This window comes from Roseibium marinum (assembly GCF_002906165.1).
Lineage (GTDB): Bacteria > Pseudomonadota > Alphaproteobacteria > Rhizobiales > Stappiaceae > Roseibium > Roseibium marinum.
In genome coordinates this window covers 42,147-68,449 of record NZ_PPCN01000021.1, presented here as the reverse complement: position 1 = coordinate 68,449, position 26,303 = coordinate 42,147, and the positions used below count along the sequence as shown (strand labels likewise).

28 protein-coding genes are annotated in these 26,303 nt (G+C 58.0%); 20 read left to right on the top strand and 8 right to left on the bottom strand.

The window, feature by feature from the left end; translation table 11 throughout:
• Window positions 1-32: 32 nt before the first annotated feature.
• From CLV41_RS26960 to CLV41_RS26920, 8 genes are all read right to left on the bottom strand, one after another.
• A complete protein-coding gene (locus tag CLV41_RS26960; RefSeq protein ID WP_208987747.1) occupies window positions 33-482 on the bottom strand; it encodes a transposase in 450 nt (149 codons plus the stop codon).
• A 70-nt stretch (window positions 483-552) separates the two neighbouring features.
• Window positions 553-900: an IS66 family insertion sequence element accessory protein TnpB gene (gene tnpB, locus CLV41_RS26955; RefSeq protein WP_068416658.1), complete on the bottom strand. Its 348-nt coding sequence runs from the start codon at window positions 898-900 to the stop codon at window positions 553-555.
• Window positions 897-1,277, bottom strand: coding sequence for an IS66-like element accessory protein TnpA (gene tnpA / locus CLV41_RS26950; protein WP_103225592.1), 381 nt, complete (start codon window positions 1,275-1,277; stop codon window positions 897-899). The genes tnpB and tnpA overlap by 4 nt, the downstream gene beginning before the upstream one ends.
• A gap of 60 nt (window positions 1,278-1,337) precedes the next feature.
• Window positions 1,338-1,562, bottom strand: coding sequence for a helix-turn-helix domain-containing protein (locus CLV41_RS28430; RefSeq protein WP_170107338.1), 225 nt, complete (start codon window positions 1,560-1,562; stop codon window positions 1,338-1,340).
• Between the two features lie 278 nt (window positions 1,563-1,840).
• The gene (locus CLV41_RS26940; RefSeq protein WP_235867273.1) at window positions 1,841-2,608 is read right to left on the bottom strand and encodes a pentapeptide repeat-containing protein; all 768 of its coding nucleotides are present in this window, start codon (window positions 2,606-2,608) and stop codon (window positions 1,841-1,843) included.
• 24 nt (window positions 2,609-2,632) lie between these two features.
• Window positions 2,633-3,424 carry a hypothetical protein gene (locus tag CLV41_RS26935; protein ID WP_103225590.1) on the bottom strand — a complete coding sequence of 264 codons (792 nt, stop codon included), beginning with the start codon at window positions 3,422-3,424 and terminating at the stop codon, window positions 2,633-2,635.
• A gap of 854 nt (window positions 3,425-4,278) precedes the next feature.
• Window positions 4,279-5,472, bottom strand: a complete 1,194-nt coding sequence (locus CLV41_RS26925) for an IS91 family transposase (RefSeq protein ID WP_103225588.1) — start codon at window positions 5,470-5,472, stop codon at window positions 4,279-4,281.
• Between the two features lie 10 nt (window positions 5,473-5,482).
• Window positions 5,483-6,370, bottom strand: a complete 888-nt coding sequence (locus CLV41_RS26920; protein ID WP_103225597.1) for a tyrosine-type recombinase/integrase — start codon at window positions 6,368-6,370, stop codon at window positions 5,483-5,485.
• Window positions 6,371-7,947: 1,577 nt separating this feature from the next.
• Here CLV41_RS26920 and CLV41_RS26915 point away from each other — a divergent pair.
• The 20 genes from CLV41_RS26915 (at window position 7,948) to traI (ending at window position 25,998) form a co-directional block, all read left to right on the top strand.
• Window positions 7,948-8,298, top strand: coding sequence for a hypothetical protein (locus CLV41_RS26915; protein ID WP_103225587.1), 351 nt, complete (start codon window positions 7,948-7,950; stop codon window positions 8,296-8,298).
• Window positions 8,292-9,050: a nucleotide-binding protein gene (locus CLV41_RS26910; RefSeq protein WP_103225586.1), complete on the top strand. Its 759-nt coding sequence runs from the start codon at window positions 8,292-8,294 to the stop codon at window positions 9,048-9,050. The genes CLV41_RS26915 and CLV41_RS26910 overlap by 7 nt, the downstream gene beginning before the upstream one ends.
• Window positions 9,047-9,508 carry a hypothetical protein gene (locus tag CLV41_RS26905; RefSeq protein WP_103225585.1) on the top strand — a complete coding sequence of 154 codons (462 nt, stop codon included), beginning with the start codon at window positions 9,047-9,049 and terminating at the stop codon, window positions 9,506-9,508. Before CLV41_RS26910 ends, CLV41_RS26905 begins: the two co-directional genes overlap by 4 nt.
• Before the next feature lie 13 nt (window positions 9,509-9,521).
• Window positions 9,522-9,860 carry a TrbC/VirB2 family protein gene (locus CLV41_RS26900; RefSeq protein WP_103225584.1) on the top strand — a complete coding sequence of 113 codons (339 nt, stop codon included), beginning with the start codon at window positions 9,522-9,524 and terminating at the stop codon, window positions 9,858-9,860.
• 14 nt (window positions 9,861-9,874) lie between these two features.
• Window positions 9,875-10,198 carry a hypothetical protein gene (locus CLV41_RS26895; protein ID WP_103225583.1) on the top strand — a complete coding sequence of 108 codons (324 nt, stop codon included), beginning with the start codon at window positions 9,875-9,877 and terminating at the stop codon, window positions 10,196-10,198.
• Complete coding sequence (locus CLV41_RS26890) at window positions 10,198-12,549, top strand: VirB4 family type IV secretion system protein (protein ID WP_103225582.1); 2,352 nt, start codon at window positions 10,198-10,200, stop codon at window positions 12,547-12,549. Before CLV41_RS26895 ends, CLV41_RS26890 begins: the two co-directional genes overlap by 1 nt.
• The gene (locus CLV41_RS26885) at window positions 12,531-13,352 is read left to right on the top strand and encodes a hypothetical protein (RefSeq protein WP_103225581.1); all 822 of its coding nucleotides are present in this window, start codon (window positions 12,531-12,533) and stop codon (window positions 13,350-13,352) included. The genes CLV41_RS26890 and CLV41_RS26885 overlap by 19 nt, the downstream gene beginning before the upstream one ends.
• A 2-nt stretch (window positions 13,353-13,354) precedes the next feature.
• Window positions 13,355-14,383 carry a type IV secretion system protein gene (locus tag CLV41_RS26880; protein ID WP_103225580.1) on the top strand — a complete coding sequence of 343 codons (1,029 nt, stop codon included), beginning with the start codon at window positions 13,355-13,357 and terminating at the stop codon, window positions 14,381-14,383.
• A 44-nt stretch (window positions 14,384-14,427) separates the two neighbouring features.
• A complete protein-coding gene (locus CLV41_RS27905; protein WP_156510675.1) occupies window positions 14,428-14,595 on the top strand; it encodes a hypothetical protein in 168 nt (55 codons plus the stop codon).
• Window positions 14,595-15,314: a VirB8/TrbF family protein gene (locus CLV41_RS26875; RefSeq protein ID WP_103225579.1), complete on the top strand. Its 720-nt coding sequence runs from the start codon at window positions 14,595-14,597 to the stop codon at window positions 15,312-15,314. Before CLV41_RS27905 ends, CLV41_RS26875 begins: the two co-directional genes overlap by 1 nt.
• Window positions 15,311-16,294, top strand: a complete 984-nt coding sequence (locus CLV41_RS26870) for a TrbG/VirB9 family P-type conjugative transfer protein (protein ID WP_103225578.1) — start codon at window positions 15,311-15,313, stop codon at window positions 16,292-16,294. The genes CLV41_RS26875 and CLV41_RS26870 overlap by 4 nt, the downstream gene beginning before the upstream one ends.
• 2 nt (window positions 16,295-16,296) lie before the next feature.
• Complete coding sequence (locus CLV41_RS26865) at window positions 16,297-16,647, top strand: hypothetical protein (protein WP_103225577.1); 351 nt, start codon at window positions 16,297-16,299, stop codon at window positions 16,645-16,647.
• 2 nt (window positions 16,648-16,649) lie between these two features.
• Window positions 16,650-17,750 carry a TrbI/VirB10 family protein gene (locus tag CLV41_RS26860; protein WP_103225576.1) on the top strand — a complete coding sequence of 367 codons (1,101 nt, stop codon included), beginning with the start codon at window positions 16,650-16,652 and terminating at the stop codon, window positions 17,748-17,750.
• Between the two features lie 10 nt (window positions 17,751-17,760).
• Window positions 17,761-20,241 carry a hypothetical protein gene (locus tag CLV41_RS26855; RefSeq protein WP_146048653.1) on the top strand — a complete coding sequence of 827 codons (2,481 nt, stop codon included), beginning with the start codon at window positions 17,761-17,763 and terminating at the stop codon, window positions 20,239-20,241.
• Between the two features lie 82 nt (window positions 20,242-20,323).
• Window positions 20,324-21,280: a CpaF/VirB11 family protein gene (locus CLV41_RS26850; RefSeq protein ID WP_103225574.1), complete on the top strand. Its 957-nt coding sequence runs from the start codon at window positions 20,324-20,326 to the stop codon at window positions 21,278-21,280.
• 6 nt (window positions 21,281-21,286) lie between these two features.
• Window positions 21,287-23,131 (top strand): type IV secretory system conjugative DNA transfer family protein, encoded by a 1,845-nt coding sequence (locus CLV41_RS26845; protein ID WP_103225573.1) that lies wholly within the window; start codon window positions 21,287-21,289, stop codon window positions 23,129-23,131.
• Complete coding sequence (locus tag CLV41_RS26840) at window positions 23,128-23,328, top strand: hypothetical protein (protein WP_103225572.1); 201 nt, start codon at window positions 23,128-23,130, stop codon at window positions 23,326-23,328. The genes CLV41_RS26845 and CLV41_RS26840 overlap by 4 nt, the downstream gene beginning before the upstream one ends.
• A gap of 53 nt (window positions 23,329-23,381) precedes the next feature.
• Window positions 23,382-24,593 carry a DUF5710 domain-containing protein gene (locus tag CLV41_RS26835; protein WP_103225571.1) on the top strand — a complete coding sequence of 404 codons (1,212 nt, stop codon included), beginning with the start codon at window positions 23,382-23,384 and terminating at the stop codon, window positions 24,591-24,593.
• Window positions 24,590-24,922, top strand: a complete 333-nt coding sequence (locus CLV41_RS26830) for a hypothetical protein (protein ID WP_103225570.1) — start codon at window positions 24,590-24,592, stop codon at window positions 24,920-24,922. The genes CLV41_RS26835 and CLV41_RS26830 overlap by 4 nt, the downstream gene beginning before the upstream one ends.
• Window positions 24,919-25,998 carry a TraI/MobA(P) family conjugative relaxase gene (traI, locus tag CLV41_RS26825; protein ID WP_103225569.1) on the top strand — a complete coding sequence of 360 codons (1,080 nt, stop codon included), beginning with the start codon at window positions 24,919-24,921 and terminating at the stop codon, window positions 25,996-25,998. The genes CLV41_RS26830 and traI overlap by 4 nt, the downstream gene beginning before the upstream one ends.
• Window positions 25,999-26,303: the final 305 nt, after the last annotated feature.

Genomic DNA, 26,303 nt, shown 5'->3' with positions numbered 1-26,303 from the left:
CGTCTCGTCATGGTCTCTCCTGTTTCCGGCATCTAAGCCAAAGTCAGGCAGAAATTCCACTTATCCTGGCTGTTCAGATTTCCCGAGCCACCTCTGACATCGCCCAGTGTCTTCATCTTGCCGCCGCACTGACAGCAAGATTGGTCCGGCATCAAGACCGTGTCCTTGCGCTCCAGATGGTCCGGCAAAGGTTTGCGGCTGTGCTGACGTTTCTTTTGCCCGCAAGGATCGCCCAACGAGGCGGGTTCCGGAATGTTTTGCTGATCGGCTGCGGCCCCAATGGCCTCGTCCTCGGCAAGACCCAGATCAAGCTGATCGAGGCTTTCCGATTTGGAGCCGAACCGGTTCCGGTTGGCCCCATGAAGCTGATGCTGGAGCTGCTCAACCTTCAGGCTGAGCGCCTTGACTTCGTCCGCCAGAAGCCGGTTCACGGCTTTCAGTTCAGCCGGATCGTCAGGCGTGATGTCAAAGTCCTTCAGCATGGCTGCATTTATACCGGACGCCGCCGGAAGCAGAAAGGAAAAAGCGGATTAGGTCTCTGTATTTATGTCGCTATCCGCTCGTCAGAGGTGTCCATGTACGGGCGGGCATACGCCAGTCTATCCCTTCAAGCAGCATCGACAGCTGGGCCGCCGTAACACTGACCTTGCCAGCCTTCGCGCCCGGCCAGACAAACCGGCCTTTCTCCAAGCGTTTGGAAAACAGGCAAGCCCCCTGACTGTCCCACCAGATGATCTTCAAAAGATCGCCCCGCCGACCGCGGAACACAAACAAGTGCCCGCAATAAGGATCTTCGGCCAGTACCTGTTCGGCTTGTGCGGCCAAAGAGTTGAACCCACGGCGCATGTCCGTCACACCGGCCGCCAGCCAAACCCGGGTGTTTGAGGGAACCGGAATCATCCCATCAAGCCTTGGACCAGCCCCATGACAGCGCTCAGTGCCGTCGGGCCTTCGATCAGCACCCTTCGGCCGTCAGAAAGTGTGATATCAACCCGGCTTGCACAGACAGGTGCCGGGGGCGGGACAGCGACACCTGGCGTGGCAGGACAAGCTGCTGGGATCAGTTCCAACTCAACGAAAGACGCATCCTCCACATGGCCCGGGTCAGCTGGAATTCGCGCAAACCGGGGATCCTTCAGCCAATTGTGGATCATATTGGCATTCGCCGAATACCGGCGCGCTACTTGGGCAACCGATGCACCGGGAAGAACCGCTTGCGCGCAGATCTCCCGCTTCTCCTCATCAGACCAGCTCCGCCGCTTTCTTCGCGTACTCATTAGGCGCCCTTAAGTGTCCATTTAAATAAGTGGACACTTAAAGCACCAAACGGAAACTCGTTAGGTCGGGTTCAACGGACGCTTACTCACTTTGTGGGGTATATGGCGCAAATGGACAGTCAAGTGAACGAAATGGGCAGCGCGATATGCATTCCGACCTCCGTCGCGGTGAACTTCGCGGCTGATCGTTGAGGGCGACCGTTTTAAGATCCGCGCAATGGAGCTAAACGAACGCTTGGCAGCGAGGCCACGGGAGACCTCCTCCCGTTCTATCAAAGTCAGCACAAGACGAGACCACCTGGGTGCAGGTGGCCGGATGCCCCCAGTCACCGCAACGTGCGGAAAGATCGATGACGACGCCCGTGTATCGACCCAGTGAAATTCTGCTCATGCTATAGGGAAGGAAATAGCGATGAGCGAGGCGATGACAGAGGTAGTGAAACGATGGACGGCGATTTGTGCTATATTCCAAGTTAGTCAAGCCTATGCATCAACGCCATCACGCTGGCGGTTTCAATCGGACCCGTCGCGGACATGCGGACATTGGGACTCCATTCCAGGCCTCAGAGCGACTTGTTCTCTCTGGATGCGTTCCGAATGAATGGCAGTATCTGCTCGTCAAAGGTCGCTGATTTCCAACCGGTCAAGCCCGCAATCGATGGCGGGTAGGTGCTCTTCCCCACCTGATCCGAGAAGTCCTCCATGTTTTTGCCATCACCATCTCCGACCAGCAGCATCTTCATCGCCCGGGCGGCAGTGATATTTCCGAATTCCGCCCCGGTGAAGTCAGCTCCGTCAACAGCAGCGCCTTCCATGTTGGCGCCACTCAGCTTGGCGCCGACCAGGGAGCAGTTTTTCAAGGACGCGCCTTCGAGGTTCGCCTTGATCAGATCGGCGCCGTCGAGTTCAAGCCTGCTCAGGTCAGCCCCCGCCAGATGCGTTCTGGACAGGTCGACGTCTTTCTCGCCGAGACGATTCAGGCGCCGGATGTTGCCAACGATCCGGTAGGTTGCTTCCTTCTCGTTCCAGCCCCGGAAGTCATCGATTTCTTCCTTGTGCCGTTTGACCTGGTCCCGCTCACTTTCTCTCAGTTCAAAGGCCATGATTACGACGCCGAACAACAGGATGTCGAACAGAAGACCATGGGATTCAACGAGGATATTGACGAGAAGCTGTCCGAGCGGCCCGGGTTCAGCACCTTCCGAGTTTGCACCGGAGAACAGACCCGACTGCACAAGATGAAATATGTCCAGGGAAATCACGACGAGAAAAACACCGATCAGCGCCCAGATCCCGACCCGGAATTGAAAATACCCCCATAGCCGCTTCACCGGATCGGCTCCTTGATGATGAAGCTATCCAACTGCGCCATCCTCCTCGTCTTTCTCGTCGTAGTCGTCCAATAGGCGAATGTCTCCGTCGCACTTTTTCAGCTTGGCGTTGAACACCATCATCTGCGCTTTCCCGATGGGCTCGGACCACTGGCCGCCCGTTTTCTCATCGGCCTTTTCCAGCTCCCGGATCCTTGGTTCAAACTGCAGGACCTTGTCATAGCGTCCGGCCTGATAGGCCGCGGCGACCTGGAGATGTCGGAGGCAGGGTTCGTGGTAAGCGAATTCCGCGGTGCGTTCGAGTGTGTGCATCAGTTTGGAGACGGCGTCGTCGACACGTTTGGCCTCTGCGCCGATCTCCAGCAGGTAAGTTGCATATCGATAGCCGGCGACATAGGCCAAGTCCGTCGTTTCCCAGCATGAAGCATGTTGTGCGGCGTGCTCGAAACAATCTGCGGCCTCGGCCACTTCACCCTCCACCACGGCAATCTGACCGAGCAAGCCGCCGACCACACTGTCTTGAAGCGTCATCCCGGCGTCATTGGCAGGGCAGCTCAATGCAACCTCCTTGGCTGCCTCGAACCTACCCAGACCAGCGAGAAGCTCCGGCAACAGCGTCTGAATTTTCAGCTTGAGCGATGGTCCGACATATTTCGCAGACATAAGCTTCTCGAGCGTCCGGGTCGGTTGCTCGACATCGCCTGACTCAATCGCCTTCATTGCACGTTCATACTTTGGATGGGTGCTCTGGTCAGCGAGATGTTTGTTGGCGATCGAGGCGGGCAGGATGGCATATAGCCAGTCAGGCAAAGGCATTTCGTCGGGCTCCCTTTCAGAGCACTGATCTAAATTCAATAGCATGATTGAACCGAAATACAAAAAAGTGCACCGAAGCGTGGAAACTTACCTTAAGCTGAATGGAAGCGATAACGTATGGCGCGGGCTGCGTAGCTCATTGAGGAAAGTAATGAAGAAATACTAACCTTCTAGGCCTAAGAGACCTCTGAATATTAAAGGTGCCGATATCCAACGGTTAAGCGTCGAGAAGTCAACACCAAGATCGTTGGCAACCGGTTTACGCAACAAGCCGCTGGTCAGCGCAATATGATCTGCTTCTTTGCGAACCTCGCGCTGTGACGCGAACCCATGAACATTCTCCTTTGTGACAAAATACCAAGGCAAAGGAGCGGCACAAACCCGTGATAGGTCCACCCCAAACAATTATGCGGGAATAGGAACATCTGCTTTTGGGCCCGTCCACATAGAGCTTTAACGACCGAAGTGGCGGCGCAAAGCCGACCTTGGACCTGAGTGCAGCGAATTCACACTTTCCCTGAAGGTTTTTCGATGCGGGCCGCTGTGTGGCGGTTGCCGCGTAGCAGGCGTCGGCCCGCGTTGACAAACCTTCAGGGAAGCCGCGGGGCCTTGGCGGGGGCGTCTATGGGGAAAGAGGCACGCAGCGGGTTTCTATTGTGTTGTTGCACGCCGTTGGCATGAGCAAACGTGCAGACCGGATGGTTTAGGACTGGTTGATCGGAAGCAGATCGGACAGTCACTTTCTGTCAGTTTCGAAGATTTTACGGCGTTCAACGGCATTTGGCACACACCGATGCGCACCCGGAATGTAGTGTCTTTCCGGATGGGCATTTGGCACTGTGGCGGGCAGGTCGTCATGCTGCCTCCTGTCTTGGTGGTGCACGGGACCGGGGCTTATGGCCGCGTCGGAATATCTCGACGATGCGCATCGGGCCGCCGCAGTCCGGGCATGGCTCTCTCAGCGTGAGCGGAACGATCTCGGCGCCTGATGGCTGATCCTGTTTGACCGTTTCCGCTCCGAGCAGAGCGCGGATCTTTGCGACATTGGTCTTGCGGCCGGCGCTGGCCAGAAGACCATAGTGGCGGATGCGGTGGAAGCCGTCGGGCAGAACGTGGATCAGGAAACGGCGGATGAACTCGCCGGTGGCCAGACGCATCACCTTCTGGCAGTGGCGATCCTTGAGCCGGTAGTCCTTCCAACGGAACGTGACCGTCCTGGCATCGGCGCTGATCAGGCGGCGGTTCGAGATGGCCACCCGGTGGGTGTAGCGGCTGAGATAGGCCAGCACGGCCTTTGGGCCGCCGAAGGGCGGTTTGGCGTAGACCACCCATTCGGCTCTGCGCAGGGGCGCGAGCCATGCCGTGAAGACGTCATCTTCGGCCAGCCCGGCCAGATCACCGAAGAAGACCAGATCACGCGCACGATGCAGCGCCATCAACCCCTGGAGAAACAGACGCCGGAACAATCGGGACAGGATCCTGACCGGCAGGAAGAAACCAGGACGGCAAGAGATCCATCGCGTGCCATCCGGAGATAGGCCTCCGCCGGGGACAATGATGTGGACATGCGGATGATGGGTGAGTGCCGAGCCCCACGTGTGCAGCACACTGGTCATGCCGATGCACGCACCCAGATGCCGGGGATCGGCGGCGATGGTGGTCAAGGTCTCGGCTGAAGCGCGAAACAAAAGATCGTAGACCGACTTCTTGTTCCAGTACGCAATCCGCGCGATCTCCGCCGGCAGCGTGAAGACCACGTGGAAATACTCCACTGGCAGCAAATCCTCGGCCCGGGCGGCCATCCAGTCCCGGGCGGCCGGTCCCTGGCATTTTGGGCAATGCCGGTTCTTGCAGGAATTGTAGGCGATATGCTGGTGGCCGCACTTGGCACAGGCCGCCACATGCCCGCCAAGCGCCTCTGTTCGACAGGTCTCGATTGCCGACATGACCTTGAGCTGGCTGAGGCTGACATGCCCGGCATTGGCCCGCCGCCACGCGGGACCATGAGCCCGGAAGATGTCCGCAATCGCCAGCTTTTGCCGGGACACCCCGAGCGGGTTATTCCGGTCCGCGCCTCAGCGTCTGATCCTGCAACTGCTTCAGCCGCTCGAAGGGACTGACCGTATCGCGGATCGTCCTGGTGGCGACATGCGTGTAGCGGGCCGTTGTGCTCAGCTTGGCATGGCCGAGCAGAACCTGGATCACCCGCACATCGGTATTCGCTTCCAACAGGTGGGTGGCAAAGCTGTGGCGGAGCGTATGCAACGTCGCGGGTTTGGCGATGCCCGCCATGTGCTTGGCCGAGGTGAAGGCCCGGTTCAACTGGCGCGGCGAGATCGGGTTGATCTTCGGCTTGCCCGGAAACAGCCAGCCCTGCGGCCGCGCCTCACGCCAATAATCGCGCAGAAGTTCCAGCAGACCAGGGGCCAGCATGGCCTTGCGATCCTTGCCGCCTTTGCCCTCTTCGACATGGATCAGCATCCGGTTGCTGTCGATGTCGCTGACCTTGAGATGGCAAACTTCCGAAGCCCGCAACCCGGCGCCGTAACTGATGCCTGGCGCCGCGCGATACTTCAGGCCCGGTCCGGGTACGGCAGCCATCAACTCCGCGACCTCTTCCACGCTCAGGACAATGGGCAGCGGCCGCGGCTTGCGCCGGAACTGCATGTGCCCCTTCATGTCCTCGCGCCCGCAGGTCGTGCCGAAAAAGCACCTGAGCGCGACGATCCGAACATTGAATGTCGAAGGCGACACCCCCGCATTCGTCATGTGCAATTGATAGCTGCGCAGCTCTTCCGGCGTCGCCGTGTCGGGTGGGCGTCCAAGGAAAGACGCAAAATCCTTGATGGCCCGGATATGGCTCTGCTGAGCCTTCTCGCCTATGCCACGGATACGCATGTCTTCGATCATACGTTCGCGCAGCGGTGTGGTTCTCTCCTCCGTCATGGGAACCTCCTGTCTGATGATTGAGAACACCCCAATCGTCAGACAGAACCGCCTATCCTCAAAACACGCCGTGAAGATCATCCCAATCGCTCGACACGGGCGCCATTGCCGCGCGAGCGGCTTAGTCCTCCCGCCCATCCGTTGAATTTGCTGCATTTCGAATGAATGTCGGCTTTTGGGACATGGCCTCAGTTTGTCGAATGCCTGACTGCGCGGGCCTGACCGACCGGCTGCTCAACCCGGAACCGAGTCGCTTGAAGTTGTGGCGTTTCAAAGGTCCGTGCACGCAGGAGCAGCGAATTAATAGCGCGGGCGTTCACGGCTGGTTTTCAGAAACGGCTTTTAGGACTAGAACATAACAAGAACAGAATTCCCGCCGAACAATGGCCCCTATCGACATGGAAACCATCGCAAACATCAAACAAAGCGGACGCTGGCTCGTTGTGCAGTGCCGTTCTTGCGGACGCTCGATACAATTTCCGCCGGCGTGTTTTCCATCCAAGCTGGTTAAGGATCTGCCAGTCAGCCTGGCAGCTGCCTACTTCCGATGCTCCCGGTGCCACAGCAAACAGCTTGAAAGTTTGTCGCTCGACCGTGGCACAGTGAACAATCACCGGACACCTGGCAGTGATCGCTGACTATCGTCGTTGGCCGGACTAAAAGTAGCGCTCCGAAACCCTCCCTTTCCCCGCCGTAGATTCAACCAAAGGTTCATTCCCGGTTTTTCGAATTGCGGCGCGGCGACCCTTGCTGAGCTCGCGCCAAGTTCACGATTCAAGATTCGTGTGTTTGTCAATATCCTAACGTCGGGTGTCTTGGGTGTTCGCGTTTCTAGTATTTATGCGCTTTTTCTACTGTTATCCCCTTTTACAGCCTTTTAACGGCTGATAAGGCCAAAAAATATAATAAAATCAGATGGGTAATGATCCTTCATTTTCCGCTCGCACACATTGGAAGGTGTTTTTTGTCACCTTGAGGGATGGTTTCTCTTAAAATCTATTATTCTTCCGTACCGGCTTTCGAATTCCAACTAAATACAGCAAAGACCAATAACGCCTTTTATTGCGTGTTTATGCAGTTTAACGAACGTAAGAGAATGAGGGCAAGATAGAGGAAGTGGTACCACTTCCTAAGGAGCTTCTTGCATGTCGATCCTTCGGAACTCATTCGAATCTCTGGCTTATTCGCACAGGTGCTCAACGTTTCCGCCGATACGCAGCGGCATTAAGGGTTTGCTAACCGCAAAAATACGAGTGTGGAAAAATCGCGGGGAGCAGTATTTAAAAGGATATACAAGCCAGATTCGAGGCTGTAGAAATGGACCTGTTAGCGGCTCGGACGACCTTTTTGTGGTGATCAGATCGTCCGAGCCTAGCGAACACCAAACCGTAACTTTGATGCTCGCATAGGGGGTACCAACACTCACCATCCTGTTCGTATTGGTCGCATTTCTAGCGTCGCGTATGCGGCGTAGCCGTACGTGAATCGCGGTTTGCAGTGCGACCAATACAGCATCTTATCCACATTCAGTAGTCAATATCAGAAGGGCGCTCTGCTTCGCGGGGCGTAGTAATCGCATGTCGTCTGAGAAATCACGACGGGCGCCGAGGGGACAATCGCGCCTTGAGTTCAGGTCCAAGAAAGAAACAATCGCCGTAACCGCGAAGGAATGCCCGAACCTTTTGCAGTTGTGGAAGCGTCTCAAGGGCGAAGGTGTAGTCACCATCGGCTATTCCACTTTCTGCAATGTCTATCGCGAAGCCTTTCCCCAAGAATACGCGGCCATGCGATCCGCTCGCAAGCAGGACGAGACGGCGGCGCCCGCGCAGGCAAAGCCACAGCCACAGGCCAAGGCCCGTAAGCCGCTCCCGGAAATCAGCAAGTTTACCGTTCCGACCGGCTCTGATGCAGTGAGGGACCAGTGGTGAAGACCGTTCATATCGTCATGCAGGGCAAGGGCGGCGCAGGCAAAAGCCTCACGTCTTCAATGCTCGTGCAATATCTGCGTTACGCAGATCACACCGTCCAGGCCATTGACCTCGACCCGACCACGCCCACGCTTTCCGCCATCAAGGGGCTGAAAGCAGTGCCGATCCCGATTATGGACGGCGACGACATCAACCCGCGCCTTTTCGATCATCTGATGACGCGGATTTTTGAAAGCGAGGGCGACACGCACACTGTCATTGACACCGGCACGTCTTCTTTCATTGCCACCTGTTCGTACCTTGCTGAGAACAATGCGTTTGAGTTGCTGCAAGGGTTTGATGTTCGTGTCTTCATTCATTGCCCGATCTGCGGCGGTGCGGCCCTGGATGACACATTCAATAGCCTGCTTGCCATTCTCGATCATTTCCCGGGCGTGCCGGTAGTTGTCTGGCTTAACGAGTTTTTTGGGCCGGTTGCCAGCGCTGGCCGAACCTTCGAAGACAGCAAGCTCTACCAGGAAAACGCCGGACGCATTGCGGCTGTGATGTGCCACCCCAAGGTCCAGCCGGGGACTTTCGGCGAAGATATCCGGGCCATGATGGGCGCAAAGCTGACCTTCGAAGAAGCGATGCAGTCGAGCGATTTCAACGTGATGTCCCGCCAGCGGCTCAAGATCTACTGGACCAAGGCTATTGAGCGCCTGGACAGCGCGACCTTCCTTGAAACAGCACCGCAGGAGGCCGCCGAATGAGCGCCGCAGCGGCTCAGAAAGTCGATGCTGTTTCCGTTGAACAGTGGAAACAGATGACGCTCGATGAGGCCATTGAGGCTGCCCATCGGGAAACCGGGATTTCCTTCCAAAAGGACGATCCGGTTATGGCAGTGGTCGCGATCCTGAATGCCTTCGGGGACCGCCTCAAGAGCCTGCTCGAGGACGAGCGCAAGCGCGTATCTCTTCAATTTCAAAATGACGTTTCCGGGGTCAACGAAGCTATAGACCACAAGGTCGATGACATTGCGAGCACCATGCAGAAGGTCGCTCAGAACCTCGGCAACGACAACATCCAGACGGTCGTCTCGGCCGTCGCACAGCATGCCGTTGAGTCCGACAAGATCACCCGGACCATCCGCAAAGCGTTCTACGGCTTCAGCGCCCTGGCCTTCACCAACTGGATGGCCGTCGCAGCCTTCTATCTCATCCTAAAATAAGGGGTTTTTGAAAATGCACTTCCTCAAGAGACTCGGACTCCGTCCGGAGCTTCCCGCAAAGGTTTTTTCAGCGGAAACCGCAATCAATACGGTCGCCGCTGCCGCGATGCTGTTCCCGGCACGCGCCATGGCGCAGGACTGGTCTGCACCGGCGACCAGCATGCTGCAATCCCTGGAAAGCGGGTTGGTCAGTGTTGCCGCGCCCGTCATCGGTGTGGGCGTCATCATCTACGGCATCTGGGCCATGGTGACCGGTCGCATCGACATCATGCGGCTTGCTCAGCTCGTTGGTGCCGGGGCGCTTGTGATCTTCGGCCCGACCGCGCTTCGCGCCCTTCTCTCGGCAGCTTGAGGAGGGGCGAAGCCATGAAAGCGCAAAGCCCTATCGCACTCCACATTCAGGAGCCGATGAAGATCCTCGGCATGCCCCCGCTCCATGCTGCCCTGGTGATGATCGGTGAACTTCTGTGTGCTGCCACTGGCGGGTTTCTGGCCGGGAATGCGGCGGGCTTTGCGCTTGTCGTCCTGACGACGCCGCCAGCCATCGCGTGGATAATTCTGCTTCGCCGGCGAGAGCCGCATTGTGAATCTCTGCTGCTGCATCCGGCCACGTTCTTCCAGGCGAAGAAAGTCCGCCGCCTGATCGCTGGCTACCCGCTCAAAATCTCCAAAAAGAAGGCCGCTCAATAATGCTGCTTGGCACCTTTTTGGCCGGCGCCGCCGCCGTTGGCGCTGCCGCTCTGGTGAGTTCCAGAGGCCGCAAATATCTGCTTGGCGAAGTCGAGCAGGACTGGCTAGCGAACGAACTGGAATTTGACCAGTTGCTTGCAGACAACCAGACCGTCTCTCTCAAAGACGGGTCTTTCGTGCGCGTCTTTTCTCTGTCCGGTCTCTCCTATGAGACACGCAACATCAGCGAGCAGGAAGCGCTTGCAAGGGGCCGCGCCAGCACGTTCCATCAGTTCTTGAGTGCCGGGTCCTCGCTGCGTGTTTTTGGTATCAAGCGCAGCCGCGATGTGAGCTTTCAGGCTGACTGGCCGTCCTTGACCTTGAAAGAGGTAGGCGAAGCGGAACAGCGGCTTTACCAGAACGCTTATTCGCTTGTCTGGTACCTGGTTCTCACAACGAAAACCTCCGCGGAACTCGAAAAAACGTCTCGTGGCCTGTTGAGCGGGTTCACGGATTATAACATCCGGCCAGTCCCTGCCGCCCAGGAGCATAATCAACCGTGCGAGCTGACACGTGTTTTGAATTATCTGGTCTGCGGCGAGCTGAAGCCTGAGATCGCGCGTCTCAGCGCCGGGATCAGCGCCAACCTTCCTGCCTCCGACATTCACGTTTCGACAGATGGTGCGATTGATACGTTCACACCGCACAAGACGTTCAATCGCGTGATTGCCGTGCGTGGTTGGCCGGAAACGGTCTCTGGCATGTTGGTTTCCCGTCTTCTGGCACTCAGCGGAGAGCTGGAAGTCTGTCAGGTCATCAAGCCACTCGATAACACGAAGCAGATTGCGCTTTTTACCCGTCAGATTACCGAGCAAAAGCACAACTATTTTGGCACCGGAGCTGTCCTGGCGGAGCTGGAAGCGGTCAACGAAGATCTGCTCAACAATTCCCGGCAGATTCAGGAGACGCAATTCCAGATCACCGTGCGGGCCCGCAATGAGCCCGAGCTTGCCTCCCTCATCGATCAGGTTACGTCGATCCTCGATAATGCGCGGATCCGTTATTGCTGCGAGACAGTCGGTGCGGCTATCGCCTGGTTCAACCGCATGCCCGGCCGGGACAAGCTGCTGCGGCCGCTCAAGATCACCGAGAGCAATGTAGCGGCCCTGTGGCCGTTCCAGTTTTCGCCAATCGGTCTGTGGTCAAGCCCGTTCGGCGACCGGCCGGTGCGTCTCTTCAAAACCCCCACGGGCCAGAACTACGCCTTCCAGTTCCATGTGTCCGACAAACCGCAATCGCCCGGCAACTATCTGATGTTTGCTCCGACCGGTGGCGGCAAGTCCACCTTGATCCTTCATTTGCTTGGCGGTCTCGCGAAGTTCCAGGGCGTGCGCAACTACGTCTTCGATTCCAAGGACGGCGCGCGCTTCATGATTGAGGCGTTCGGCGGGATCTATCAGGGCTATCAGGACTTAGCTCTCAATCCTCTCGATATCGATCTGGACGACAAGTCCGCCCGGCACCGGGTGCGGTTGATCCTGCAAGCCATGCTTGGCGAAGCGTTCGATGAGGATATGGACGACTATCTTCATGCCGCGCTCGACATGGCCGCCGAGCTGGAACCGGGTTTGCGCACGCTGGATAACATTTATGGTGCGGCCTTCCCGGCACAATCAGAAATCCGCCGCGCCTTTGCCAAGTGGGTAAACGGCGAGGACGGAGCCGAAGGCCAGTTCTCCCACGTCTTCAACGCCCCGCGCGATCAGATTACCGGGTTTCTGCAAAAGTCGTTTCTTGTTGGCATCAACATGAACGAAGCCCTGATGGACCCGGTTCTGGGTCCGCCAGTGGTCGCGCATATCTCCGCTGCGATTTCCGCAGCCGCGAAACACGGCGACGGTGGTTTTTCCATCTTCATCGATGAGGCAGCGAACCTTTTACGCAACAACGGTTTTCGCTCTGTCGTCCGGGAAATGTATCAGGAATACCGCAAGCTCAACGGGCTTGTCGGTCTGGCCTTTCAGGAGCCAGGTGCGCTGCTGGAGTTCGACGGCGCATCGGCCATGATCGAGAACGCGCAGACGCTGTTCTTCCTGCCGAACTCTCAAGCCAGGCCAGAGAACCTTCAGCCCTTCAATCTGTCGAATGAGCAAATAGCCTTCATCAAAGGCGAAGGCGACATGAAGGGCGGGCGTCAGGTGCTCGTGGTGAAGCGCTTCGAGGCCGCGAATTTCAACGAAAGCACGATTTTGGACGTGGACCTGTCGGGCCTGGGCGAAGCGTTGCGCTTCTACCGGTCAGGGCCTTCCGCGGTCAAGGAACTGGAAAAAACCAAGCAGCAATGGGGTGACCAATGGCTCGCAAAACTCTGATTTCCGCTCTGGCCGGGCTTCTGCTGGCCTCTTCCATCGTTGAGCCGGCGCACGCGGCCATGGCCGTCATTGACGTCAAGGGCATTGGCGAGATGCAGAAGCAACTCGCCAACATGAAGGAACAGCTGGGCACTTTGAAAAGCCAGCTGGATACGGCCAAGGAAAGCCTGTCTGTCGTTACCGACCAGTTGAAGGTGGTGCAGGATGTAAAGGGCATTGCCGACGAAACCCTGTCGTCCATAGGCGAGCTCGGCAATCTCTCCATTCCGTCCCTGAACTTCCAGTCGCTGGCGTCCAGTGTTTCCGGGGATATGGCTTGTCTCATTCCCGACTACAAGCAGCTCATGCCGTCCATCAAGTTTGACGAGGTGGACTTCGGCTCGATCTGCGAGCGGGGTAATGCCTACAAGTCCGGCCTGGTCGCCACTCCGCAATCGCTCACTGAGGGAACATGGGAAGAAAAGGCCAATGTTCAAAAATCGGTTCATGAGAACCGGATTGCGACGATTACGGATGCTACCGTCAAAGGGCTGGCGCAGTCCGACGAGGCTCATGAGACGGCCGTCAAAACCCTTGAGACTGCCCAGGAATACAAGAGCGCTGGTGAAGGTGCGCAGACGGTCAATGCGCGCCTGCAGGTCTTGATCGAGCTTGAAGTCGCGCAGCTCGTTGCCACGGCACAAACCAATCAGATCCTCGCTCAGATGCTGAAGATCCAGGCATCCGACGCCCTCAACAACGGGGTTCCCGTGATGAGCGAGATCGCCGAAGAGCGCAAATACAATGAAGAGGGAGCCGAATAGCCATGGCAGCTTCCTCCTGCAATATCTGCGAGATTTTCTCTGCGTATCAGGCCCATGCCGATAGCACCCTCGGATCCCTCGTTAATGCGGTCCATGGTCCGTTTCAGGCGATCATCTTGAGCCTTGTTGGCGGATGGATCCTCTGGGCTGGCATGCAGGTCTTTCTGGGGACGCTCGACTTCGCGGGCGCGCTCAAACAAGCCATCTTCATGGTGCTCGGATTTGGGGTCTACAAGGGTGTCGATGGTGGCTTGATCAGTGATGTGTTCGACGCGTGCGTCAATGTCATGGGCGGGCTTTCCAGCACCATGATGGATGGCGGTGGTGCCGGTCTCAGTGGGCTCGATGCACTGCTGCTGGCCGTTGAGACCGGCATCGGCGGTGTCTTCAACATTGCCACCACAATCATGGGATCGGGAAGCTGGGGCACGCAAATCGTAAATACGTTTTACGGCGTGGCGCTTCTCCTGCCCTACGTCATTCTGCTGGTTCTGTTTCTCGCGCACACATCGGTCTCCCTTTTCCGCCTCACACTCATCCTGGGCGTCTCGCCATTTCTCATTGGCATGGCTGCGTTCCCGTTCGGTCGCAATCTGATTGGTGCCGGCGTGCGGACAATCATCGGCGCCATCGTCACCATGCTCTGCGTGACAATGGTTTTTTCGCTGGTCATCGCCAGTGTCAAAGGTCTTGGCGTCACCGCTGACGCGGAGGTGGACCCAGAGACTTACATCGACCTGACCAGCGGCAAATTTCTTCTCGCCATGATCATGGGCTGGCTTGGGGCTGCACTGGTTTCCGAAGCGGTGAATATCGCCGGTCAGGTGTCCAGTTCGGTGCTGGGAACCGTGTCGGCCGGGATCATGTCGGCCGGGGCCATGCGCGGCGCGGCCTCAGGCGCATCTATGGCAACGGCAGGCGCTCGTTGGGCGGCCCCTCACGCTGCGGATATGGCCGGTAAAGCGTTTTCGGGAATGCGTTCCAAACGATTTTTGCGGCCTGGCGGCATCATCGATTCCGGCAGCTCCTAAGCACCGCCCTCACCTCTCCCTCCCAGATAAACGGTTCATCCCTCATGAAACACCTCAGACTCGCCCTGTGCCTCGGATTCCTCGTCTCTGGCTGTGCCCAAGTGGAAATGCCGATTGAACCGGACGGCATCGACAAGATGCGCAAGTCCCCTTGCGCCTGCGCGGAAATCGAATTCGAACCCGGTTCCTTCGAGTGGGTGGAGGCCGCCTGATGGCTTTCATGTCTCTATCCAAGTCCAATGTGGCGACGGTTCCAGAGGTCAAGCCGGAGCCGAAGCACGCCAACATCCTGCAGGCCGATCCGTTTGCCTACAAAACCGCTCACCGGCGCATGGCCTGGCTGTTGCGCCTGTCGGTTGGAACGAATGTCGCGCTGGCAATCTGTGTGGTGGCAAGCATCCAGGCCCTTGTGTCGCTGGTACCGCTCAAGGAAACCGAAATCGCGCTTCTGCGTGCCGATCCAAGCGATGACCGGATCTACCGGGTTGAGCCGATTTCGATGGAGGTCGATGGCTTTGAGCTGATGCTTGAAAAGCTGGCCCGGCGCTATGTGCACCAGATCCTGACCATTGACGACACCACCCAGAACACCCGCTTCAGGGAAGTCCGCACGTACTCCGATCCGGACTTCTTCAATGACTATGTGAAGACCAACAAAACGGTCATCGAAGAAGCGATCAAAGACGGCCTCAACCGCTCGATCACGATCAAGGGCGCCTATCAGGTCGATGCCTATGACGGCGTCTATCTTTATGTCGTCGAGTTTCTTCAGACAGACAGGATCGGCCGCGAACAGCCCAAGCGCCGGCATCTTCGCGCCTTCCTGGAAATGACCCCCCGCCCCCATGACGTGACTGCCGCCGAGCGTTTCGAGAACCCGCTTGGCATCCGCGTCCTCGGTATGTCCATCAAGGAGCAAGCTTCCAAATGATTTTCCGGTTTTCTGTTCTTTTCCTCGCCGTCACCATGTCGGGCATCGCCCACGCGCAAACGCCTCTCGGACAAGGCCCGGCAACGCCCGGCAGCGCGGCCACGCCCACAACCTCGACGCAGCGGGTTGCTGCGGCCAACTCGGTTGTCAACGCAACGCTTCCTGTCGGTTCCGTGCCGCAGGCCCAAGCCCAGGCGGCCGGAAACTTCGGTCCCCTCGCCCGCCCCGACAGCATCGGCGGTCAGATCCAGGAGGCTTGGTCGCGCCCCGGTAAGAAGCAGGGGATCCACGTCCAGAACTATTGCGGCGACTGCGTCTACAAGGTCCGCCTGCGGCAATACATGGTCAGCGCCATTCAGTTGCCGAAGGGCGTCAAGATCAAGTCGGCCGATCTGGGTGATGCCTCCCGCTTCGAGGTCAAGAAGCGGTCGGACAACACGCTTGCCGTAAAGCCGACCGGGGCCGGTGTCGATAGCTCGATGCTGGTCTACACCGAAGACGGCGATGTGTACTCCTTCTACCTTCGCGCAGAAGGCATCAATTCCAAGTCCGTTCCGGATGTCTCTTTCCGGATCATTGGCCCGCAGAGCGCCGGCATGTCCTTTGTGGAGTTCGATGCCAGGGAAAACCCCTTGCCGAATGGGAACGCCGCCGTTGCCACCCACGGATCCACGGATTTCCTAAAGACAGAAAAATTCGATCCGGCCGCCTTGCGTGGCTGGAACCAATACAAGCTCTGGGGCGACAAGAAGCTGCGTCCGGAGCAGGTCTTCCGGGACGATCACTTCACCTACATCCAGTTCGGGACCAAGTGGAACGATCTGGAATTGCCGACCGCCTATGTGGTGGTCGACGGCATTGACGAGCTGGTCAACACCCGCGTCCAGGGCACCACCTTCATTGTCGAAAGCACGCATCGCCTGATTACGCTCAAGTCCGGCCAGTCCTTCATGTGCATCCAGTACAAAGGAGGCAAGTGAGCATGGCCGTCTGTGAATTTCTCCTGGCCCTTGGTCTGGCCACCGGCAGCTGTTCCAGCGAAGGCGACCGGGACGTCAAGGTGGTCACCATGCGTCCGGTGACCATCGAGAAGGAAGTCATTCGGGAAGTCAAAAAGCCCGTAGTCGTTGTCAAAGACGTCGCGGCGTCGAAGGCTCTTTCTCCTGCCGTAACTCTGCCTCCCGAGCCGACCAGTTCCTCCGAATTCGTGATCGACGTTGTTGATGACCGAGTGCGGGTCCACTTCCGGGATGCCACCTTCATTGTTGACGGCTCAAACCCGCAGATCACGCTGAAGCCCGGTCACGTCTCCATCCAGTACGGGGAGAATTGAGCATGGCCGTGTGCGAGATCCTGTTGGCGCTCGGCCTGACCTTCGGCGGCGCCTGTGGGCCGGAGCCTGTTCATCCTCGCGGTTTGCCCGCCAGTGATCCGGCAGTCTTCTCTTACGAAAAGCCCGCGCCGCCAAAACCGCCAGTTCAGGCGAAGGTGGTCACCATGCCACCGGTGATCATCGAAAAAGAGGTCATTCGGGAAGTCGAAAAGCCTGTTGTCGAGACCAAGGAAATCGTCCGGACACAGACGGTCACCAAGTACATCACACCTCCTAAGGCTGTGCCGCGTCAGCCGACCGAATACGAGCTGATGCTGCAAACGGCTCTCAGAGCGCGGGCAGCTCAGCAGTCGGAGCTTGCAGGCGCCGACATCACCGGGGACTTTTCCGACGCCGGTAACCGCCCTGCCCCGATGAATGCGAACCTGCCCGGGTTCCCACCGCCTGAGGGCATCGATCCGCAGAACGACCGCTATTCGGCGCCGCCGCGCTATTCGACCGGCGCAGTCGACAACACGCGTATTCTGACGGCTGACCGCTACATCACGGGCATTCTGGAAAGCGGCATCAACAGCCAGCTTGCCGACAACGGTTCCGTTGTCGTTCAGGTCAGCCGGGACGTCTACGGCTATCACGGCCGGACCAAGCTCGTGCCGAAGGGGTCGCGGATGATCTGCGAATACGCTTCGGTCGACAAGGTTGGTCAAACCCGTGTCGGGTTCTCCTGCAGCCGGATCCTGCTCGGCGAAAGCCGCGCCGAGATCTATCAGCTCAAAGCCCATATCGGCGACGCACAGGGATACGCGGGCCTCTCCGGTGAAGTGAACTCCCGCTTCTGGGAGAAATATGGCTCCGCCATCCTGACCACCGGCATCGGCACCGCCGTCGAGGCTGCCGTGTCCGGTTCCCAACAAATAGACAGTTCGAATTCCAATGTTGTCGCCAATGGCCTGTCCGGTGCCAGCGAGAACGTTGGAACCATCACTGCAGCCCTCCTGGAGGACACAGTGGATCTCAAGCCAGTCATCCGGATAGCCCAGGGCACCCGCGTACAGGTGCGCCCGAAGTTTGACTGGTACCTCGCCGACCCTCCCCAAAATTAAGGAGATTGGAATGCGATACACTCAAATAGTGTCTTGCGGCCTTATGGCGCTCGTCCTGGCGTCATCCACCGCTCTAACCCAAGCACAGACAGTGCCGGCGGTTAGCCCCGTCTCGGTCAAGACATCGGGAACCGCAGAAGGGGAAGTCCTGATCAAGGAAAACCTCTTTACCGTGTCGCCTGCTCTGGAAACAGAGTTGTCCGCCGACAGCGCCGTGCCGGTCCAACTGCAGTTCAATGCGCAGCCGAATACGGCAGAGGCGGTCGATATCAGCGGCATCACCGCCGAAGGCTTCACCCGCAAAGTCAGCGTCAATGGCGAGGAAATCGCCCAGGTGGTTGTCACAAGGCTCAAGAAAGACACGGAGTTTGTCGATCTGGAGGCCGACAAGTTCACCAGCCAGTTCGGTGTTGAAAGCAACCGGCTCCTGCCGACCACAGCTATATCTGTCGATGGCGATGAAGCCGAGTTCGTTCAGGCGGTTGCCCGCCTGTCCGGCACCGAAGAAGCCCGGGAGCCGGAAGAGGAGCTTGAAGACAAGGAAAACACTGTCGAGGACGATACAAGCGTTGACGAGGCCGGCGGCGGAGAAGGTGAAAACCCGGTTGCTGGAGGTTATGAAACCCCCGAGCGCCTGGAACAGGAAGAGGAAGAAGAGCGCGAGCCGAACGTCACTTACAACGTGACGACGGACGGCTGCGAGCCGGAGATTGACCTTGTGTCCGGGGTCGTGCGCCAGACATCGTTGTCCCAGACGCTGGAAGACGGTGTTGTCACCGAGACGGATGCCTGCGCTCCCAATGGCGTGGTCTTTCCGATCCAGAAAAACTATGAGGCGTGCGAAGACATCGTTGATCGGGACAGCCTTGTGGCGACCCCGCAATATGCCTCGTTTTACAACGACGATCGCGGTGCGCGTTTTGACCTGGCGGCCTGCCAGCCCGATGCGTCGATGTTCTATGGGATCAATGAGGACTTCGATGCGTGTTCCCCGGATCTGGATTTTTCCGCGGAAGAAGTCACCATGCTCTCACAGTTCAGCTATCGCGGCCGCGGTGGCAAGAAGGTGATTGTCAGTGAGTGCGAGCCTTCAGAAAAGGTCTTCCAGATGGAACGCGAATACGGCGTTTGCGGAGACTTTATCGACCTGAAATCCGGTGTCGCACAGGCTCAATATTCGCTCTTTTATGTTGACGGCAAGGCGTCGCGCCACAAAGTGAGCGAGTGTCTGCCTGACGCTGACAAGTCGTTCGAGATCGTTGAAAAGCAGAACTGCACGTTCGATTTCGACCTCGACAATGGCCGGGCCATCGTCAACACGTCGCTTCTCTACACCAACGATGACGGGGTTGAACTCAGCGTGCGCGAATGCGCGCCTTCGCAAACCATCGAGCCGATCCAGATGAGAGCCGAGCCGAATGGCTGTTCCATGCAGCATGATTTTGGTGCCGGCGTTTCAACTGAAATGGCGATGTGGACTTATGAGCACGAGGGACAGCTCTTCCAGGCGTCTCCTTGTATCACCACGGATACCGTCTACACGCACGAGCGGGTGTTCGATAAAAACGGCATCGATGTTTGTTCTCCGATTGTCGATCTGGCGAACGGCCAGGCCGTGCGGCAGTACCGCACGGAGATCAACGTCAATGGCGGGGCGGAAATCATCGCAGGCTGCCAGCCGGACGAAGCCAACATGATTGGCATCTATTCGACCGTGAACGGCTGCGACGATCCCGCATCGTTCGATCACGATCTTGCCGCCGGCGTCTCTTATGGTCTGGAGCGCTACTATTATGACGTTGCGGGCCGGGAAAGAACCTATGTGACCGCCTGCCAAAAGAACGATCAAACGTTCACGCATTCGGTCAGTCCGAACGGCTGGAAATACATTGACTCCGAACTTCGCGCGCAGCAGCTCGTGGACGTTTCGATCAATGTGAACGGCAAGACCTTCGCGATCGCAACGTCCTACCTTCAGCCGGGCACGTCCGAAATCGCCTATTCCTTCGTAAGGAACCAGGACAATCCGGACTACTCGGCGAAGTACTATAACGGTTGCACTGAGATGGTGCCGACCAGGCGCAGCAAGATCTACACCCGTCCGGACGGATCGAGCTATTCAAAGCCGTCCGGGAACGGAACGACCATCAACAACGGGGACAAATGCACCCGGACGGTCCAGACCCGCAAGCTGAACAACATGAAGATCAACCTTGCGGTGAAGGGCTACTCGGCCACCGTCAGGGACGGCTCGGGAAAGACGTTCGCCGTTAGCAACGGCTGCGGCAGCGGAGGGAAAACCTACTCCGGAAAAGGTCCCTACTCTCTGGTTGGCCAGAGCGGCCCGGCGGCCGGCTGTAACCACCCGTCCAACAAGGTCATTTACTACCACCAGAACGACGAGCGGACCAAGGTCACCTATCCGACCGGCAACGTAACCTACTCGTCCTGGAAGACGGTCAGCTGGAGCACCACCGTTACCGGCAGCTAACGCCCGTATTGTCCCGGCAAGGGCCCAACCCCCGGGCCCCAGCCATTCCCCCTTGCGTATCGTTTTGAGGTTTTGTGGCATCATGTCCAATGTCCTTCTTGAAAAAATTCTCGAACCCTTGTCCCGGCATTACGCTGCCTCACAGGTTGTCGAAATCCGGACCAAGTCACCATGCAAGCTGATCGTGGAACGCCGCGATCTGGAAAACCGCATCGTGGAAGTCGAAGAGCCGGCTTTGACCCTTCATCGGGTCAAAACCATCTGCCGGGCGCTGGCGAACATGAAGGGGTTGGAATTTGACCCCACAGCCAAACCGCAGCTTTCCACGATCCTGCCGGGCGGCCATCGTTTTGAGTGTCTGATCGGCAATTCCGTTGTGTCCGGCCTGTCGCTCGCCATCCGTTGCAAACATCCGCACCGGATCACCCTTGAGGACATGGGCCTTACCGCCGACATGATCGACTACCTGAAATCGGCTCTCGATCAGCAGCACAACATCGCGATTTCCGGCTCGACCAACACCGGCAAGACAACGCTCTTGAACAATCTGCTTTCCTGTCTTCCCGATGACAGGCGCGTGGTCAGCGCGGAGGATACGCCCGAGCTCGAAGTTGGCCGGTTTTTTAACGGCGTTTCGCTGCTGGCAGCCCGCGATACGGCGCAGGGCGCGGGGCTGAGAACCTGGCAGCAGCTCTACGATCACAAGATGCGCATCTCACCTGACAATATTCTCTTCGGGGAAATCTCGACCCAAAACGCCTTTGCAGCCCTCAATGTTCTCAATACCGGCGCCCGGGGCTGGATGTGCACGGTGCATGCGGAAAGTGCCGAACTTGTTCCCGCCAGGTTCCAGGAGAACATCAATGCTGCCGGTCAGACCTTGCCGGATGCGGAAGGGTTTATGCGCCGTCTTGTCGATCTGGTGGTGCACATCAAACGCGATCCGAGAGGCCAGCGTTTTATCTCCGATATCTACGAGATGAAGAACGATCGCTATGTGCTTCGGGATAGCCATCCCGTGTGCGTTGAAGCCGCGTGATCTGCCATGCATCTGATGCGCTTTTTTGCCGTTCTGGCATTTAGTGCTCTGGTCGGCGTGACGCTGACCGGCTGGTACTACACGCTTGGTTTTAATCCCCTTCAGCCCGCTTGGTGGCAATGGCTTCTGGATTTCTGGCGGCAGGCCCGCGGATTTCCGACCGAAATCCTTCATCCGGCCTATGCCGGTCTCGCCGGTTTCCTCGTGCTGATGCTGATCGGCGCGATTGCCTCCTCCGGCGCCAGATCAAAGACGATCTTTGGCGGCCGGAAACAGAAGGACATTCACGGCACGGCTCGTTGGGCCGAAGCCCGGGACGTGAAAGAGTCCGGCCTCTTGTCCGACAAGGGTGTTGTCGTCGGCGGTTGGCCGACACGCTTTGGCACGAAAATGCTGCGCCATGATGGCCCGGAGCACGTTCTGGCTTTTGCCCCTACCCGTTCCGGTAAAGGTGTCGGCCTTGTTCTGCCCACCCTGCTTTCCTGGGAAGAGTCCGCGCTTGTGCTCGATATCAAGGGTGAGAACTATGCCTTGACCGCTGGCTGGCGGGCAGCACAGGGGCAGCGGATCTATCGCTTCGACCCGGCCGCGGATCGCGGTTCCGTCAAATACAATCCGCTCGCGGAAGTTCGCATCGGCACCGATCACGAAATCGCCGACTGCCAGAACATCGCCATCATGATCATCGATCCGGACGGCACGGGCCTGAAAGACTTCTGGATGCAGGAAGGCTACGGCTGGCTGTGCACCGCGATCCTGCATGTTCTCTACCGGATCAAGCGACAGGAAAAGCGCACCGCGACGCTGGCGGACGTGCGCGCCTTCATGTCGATTGGAGACGATGAGGATCTGAAATCAATTAGCGAAACGACCGTCGCCGCCGCGGCGAAAGCCGTTTTCAAAGGAGAGGAAGACGACAGTTTCGACCGGCTCTTGAAGGATATGGAGCGTTATGAGCACGGCCGCGAAGTCGTCAATGACGAAGTGCGTCTTGGCGCTGCCCGTATGCGCAAACGGTCCAGCAACGAGCGCTCCGGCGTCCACTCCACCGGCACGTCTCAGCTTGCGCTTTACAGCGACCCGATTGTGGCCCGCAACATATCGCAATCCGATTTCCGCATCACCGACCTGATGAACGGCGACAAGCCGGCAACCCTTTATATCGTCATCCCGCCGTCCGACATTGCCCGGTTGCGGCCGTTGGTGCGGATCCTGCTCAACCAGTTCCTGACCCGCCTCACCTCTCACATGGCCTTCGAGGATGGCCGCTCCGTCAAGCATTACAAGCACCGCATGCTGTTGATGCTCGACGAGTTTACGTCTGTCGGCAAGCTGGAGATTTTCGAGAAGGCCATTGCCTTCATGGCGGGGTATGGCCTGAAAGCCTTTGTCATCGTCCAGGACCTCACTCAGCTGCAGAAGGCCTATGGCCGGGATCAGTCGATTGTCTCCAACTGTCATGTCCGGATTGCCTACGCGCCGAACACGATGGAAACGGCACGGGTTCTGTCGGACATGGCCGGCAAGACCACCTTGGTTCAGAAAAAGACCTCCGCCAGCCACACCACCGGGAAAATCGGGACGAATTATTCCGAAACCTTGATGGAGGTGGCCCGGCCGCTTCTGACCCCCGATGAGTGCATGTCGTTGCCGGGGATCCAGGTGAGTAGCAGCGGCAAGGTCACCCGTGCCGGTGACATGCTGATTTTTGTTGCCGGACGTCCGGCCATCTATGGCCGCCAGGTCCTCTATTTCCAGAACGAAGACCTACAGGCCAGGGCCAAAATCCCGCTCGCCTCCCCCACTTCAATTCCTTCTCTTCCGTCGTCTAACACAAGGGCTTCCTCATGAAGATCAGCACCGCAATCGCCCGGCTTGAAGCTGTTCAGCGCCTCTATGGCGATATCGAAATTACCGGCGGTTACCTCACCAACGATTCCCCGCTGCGCAACATCACGGTCATCAACACCGATGGCGTTGAACTCTGGCCCAAGGATACCAGCACCTACGCAGGACCGGCCGAGGTCGACGGCGTTTTTCTCGACTGACCGCCACAGCAGCTCACGTTTCTACCCCGCTTTCGTTCAAGGAGTTTTCCGCCATGGCTGACAAACAACCCATTCAAAAAACCTACCTGGTCGTTCCCTACGAGCTGCGCACGCTCGCAGATGAAGCCGGTGCTCTTTGGGACAAGAAGGCCAAGGCCTGGTTTGTCAAAGGCACCGACGTTCCCGACGCACTGAGGCGGTTCCTGCCGGAAAACCAGCAGGAGCAACCCCGCGAGGATCCGCGCACAGCCTTCGCTAACTTCCTGCGTGACAACGGTGCCGAGCTGCAGGGCCTGCCGGAGATGGATGGCAAGTGGCACCGCATTGCGCTCGCCGGCGATGGCAAGGAGACCAATGCTAGCTATCGCGGCTTCCTCGACGGTGTTCCAAACGGCCAGTTCAAGAACTTCAAGGGCGACGATGTTCCCTTGCAGTGGATCTCCAAAGGAGACGGGCTGACGCGAGAAGAAAGGCAACGCCTTGTCGCCGAAGCGGCTCAGAACCGGGAGGACCGCGAGCGTGAGCGGGCCAAGGAACAGGAAACGACTGCCAAACGGGCCTTTGGAATCTGGACCAACCTGAAGTCCTGGGCCTCCCCTGATAATTGCCCGTACCTCGCCCGGAAGACTGTTCGCGGCTATGGCGTGAAAGTGGCCGACGATGGCCGGATGGTGATCCCGCTGCGCGATGACTCCGGCCGGATCTGGTCGCTGCAGTTTGTCGGCGATGAAAAAATCTACCTGAAAAATGGCCGAAAAGACGGGCTTTTTCACACGATTGACCCGGGCAAGGATCTGGAAAACGGCCGAGACAAAGGCGACAAACTGACCATCGTTATCGGCGAGGGCTACGCCACCGGCGCGGATGTTCATAAGGCGACAAACCTGCCGACCGCTATCGCCTTTGACGGTGACAACCTTGTTGCCACCGCGAAGGCTGTTCGCGAGAAATTCCCGAAAGCAAATCTTCTGATCGCAGCCGACGACGATCATCATCTCCCGCAAAAAATCCCGCCGCTGCCGAACAAGGGTTTGAAATGCGCGCAGCGCGCCGCCGAGTCCGTGGGCGGCAAGGTGCTTGCTCCCGCTTTCACCAGTTCAGAGAAGGACCGCGGGGCAACCGACTGGAACGACCTGAAGCAACTTCGCGGTGAAAAAGGTCTGCTCACGGCCCTCAGGGACTCCTTTGCGCAGATGCAGCGGGAACAGGCGCGCGGTTTAGGCAAGGAAAAGGGGCTCGGGCGCGAGCTGGCGAGGTCACGGTGACAGCCCCGAAGCGGATGCTCTTGAAGGCTTATGTCAAGCCGGAGCTGCACAAGCGCATCACCGATCACGCTAAACGCACGAAGCTTTCCGCTTCGCGCGTGGTCGAACGTGTTCTGGAAACCGGGAAGCTGCCGGATAAGTCCTTGGATCAGGCGATCTTGCATCTCCTGGAGATCAACGCCGATCAGGCACGGCTTGGCAACCTGCTCCTGAAGGGCATCAACGAAGCATCTGACGGTCATCTTGTCCGCCAGATGCAGACGCTTTTGAAGGATGTCCGCAGCACGCAGGGCCAGATCAAAGCGAAGGTTGCAAGGCTCAGACCATGATCGCCAAGAAAACCGCACTGAAGCGTTCCTCGGGCGCAAAAGCGCTGGCGAAGTATATTGCCGCGGCCAAGGAGAAGGGCGAAAAGCTCGATCAGTTTTGGCTGTCCAACTGCAAGGCCGGCGACGGAATCGATGATCTGGACACGGCCGTCGCGGAGATCCGCGCGACGCAAGGCTTGAATTCTCGCAGCAAGTCAGATCCGAACTACCACCTGGTGGTGTCATTTGCCGAAGGTGAAAAACCCGACATCGATGTTCTGAAGGACATCGAACAGGAGTTCGCCAAGGCCCTCGGCCTGGAAGACCATCAGCGCGTGGTTGGCACCCACATCAACACCGAAAACTTCCACATGCATATTCAGTTCAATCTTGTGCATCCGGAAACCTTCCGAATGCACACACCGTTTCGCGATTTCCAGATCTTGCAGAAGACCGCGGCCGAGCTGGAAAAGAAACACGGTCTGGAGGTGGTTCAGGGACGGGGCCCAGATAAAGACAGTATGCACAATGAACGCGACAACCAGAAGGCCCGGGACAAGGAGGCCAATTCCTGGGAGCAATCGTTCTCCGGATACCTCAAGGAGCACCGTGACGCCATGCTGCAGATCCACCGACGGTCCAGCTCCTGGGAGGAGCTGCATGAAGGGTTCGCGCTCTATGATGTAGAGCTCCGCAAACGCGGCAATGGTTTTGTCTTCCGGGACAAGAGGACCGGCACGATGGAAAAAGCCAGCAACGTCGACCGTGAACTCTCCCGGAAAAAGCTGGAAGAAAAATACGGCCCATTCGAACCCGGCAAGAACCGCGGCAACCGGAAGCCTGAGCAAAAATACCGCCGCCGTCCGCTCGACCCGCGCCTTGAGCGTCATCCGGCCTGGAAACGCATGACAGGCGGGCAGAACGGAAAGCGCCTGTCCTGGCGCCGGTTTCTGGAACAACAGGCCGGCGTCGACGCGGAGGCGCGCGAAGCGCTCGAGCTGCAGAAATCCTACCTGCAAATCATTTCCGGTCAGGATCCGCAGAAGATCAAAACCCGGCAGATCAGACCTCGGAGATCGAAAGATATCTCTCGGTGAGCGCAGTGGTTTCTCGTAGCGGCCGCACTACGCACCATCGGTGGGAGCTCGCTTGGCGGGAGCTCGATCGGTCTTGCCAAGCCCCTCACTCTGGCCACTACCTGTCGGCCCGAAGTCATCGTAGCGCAATGACCCGTCGAGCTCCTGTTCCTTAAATTTGAGCCTGCCTGATTTCGCAAGCCCTGCGTCTGCAATCGGCATTGCTGGCAGTCCAATCAGGCGCCTTCCAGGCGATGCCGGGTTTTATTCGGGCCTCTCTGGTCAGCAGTCGGTGATGCACTTCTCACCTGGGAGTACTGAACCTC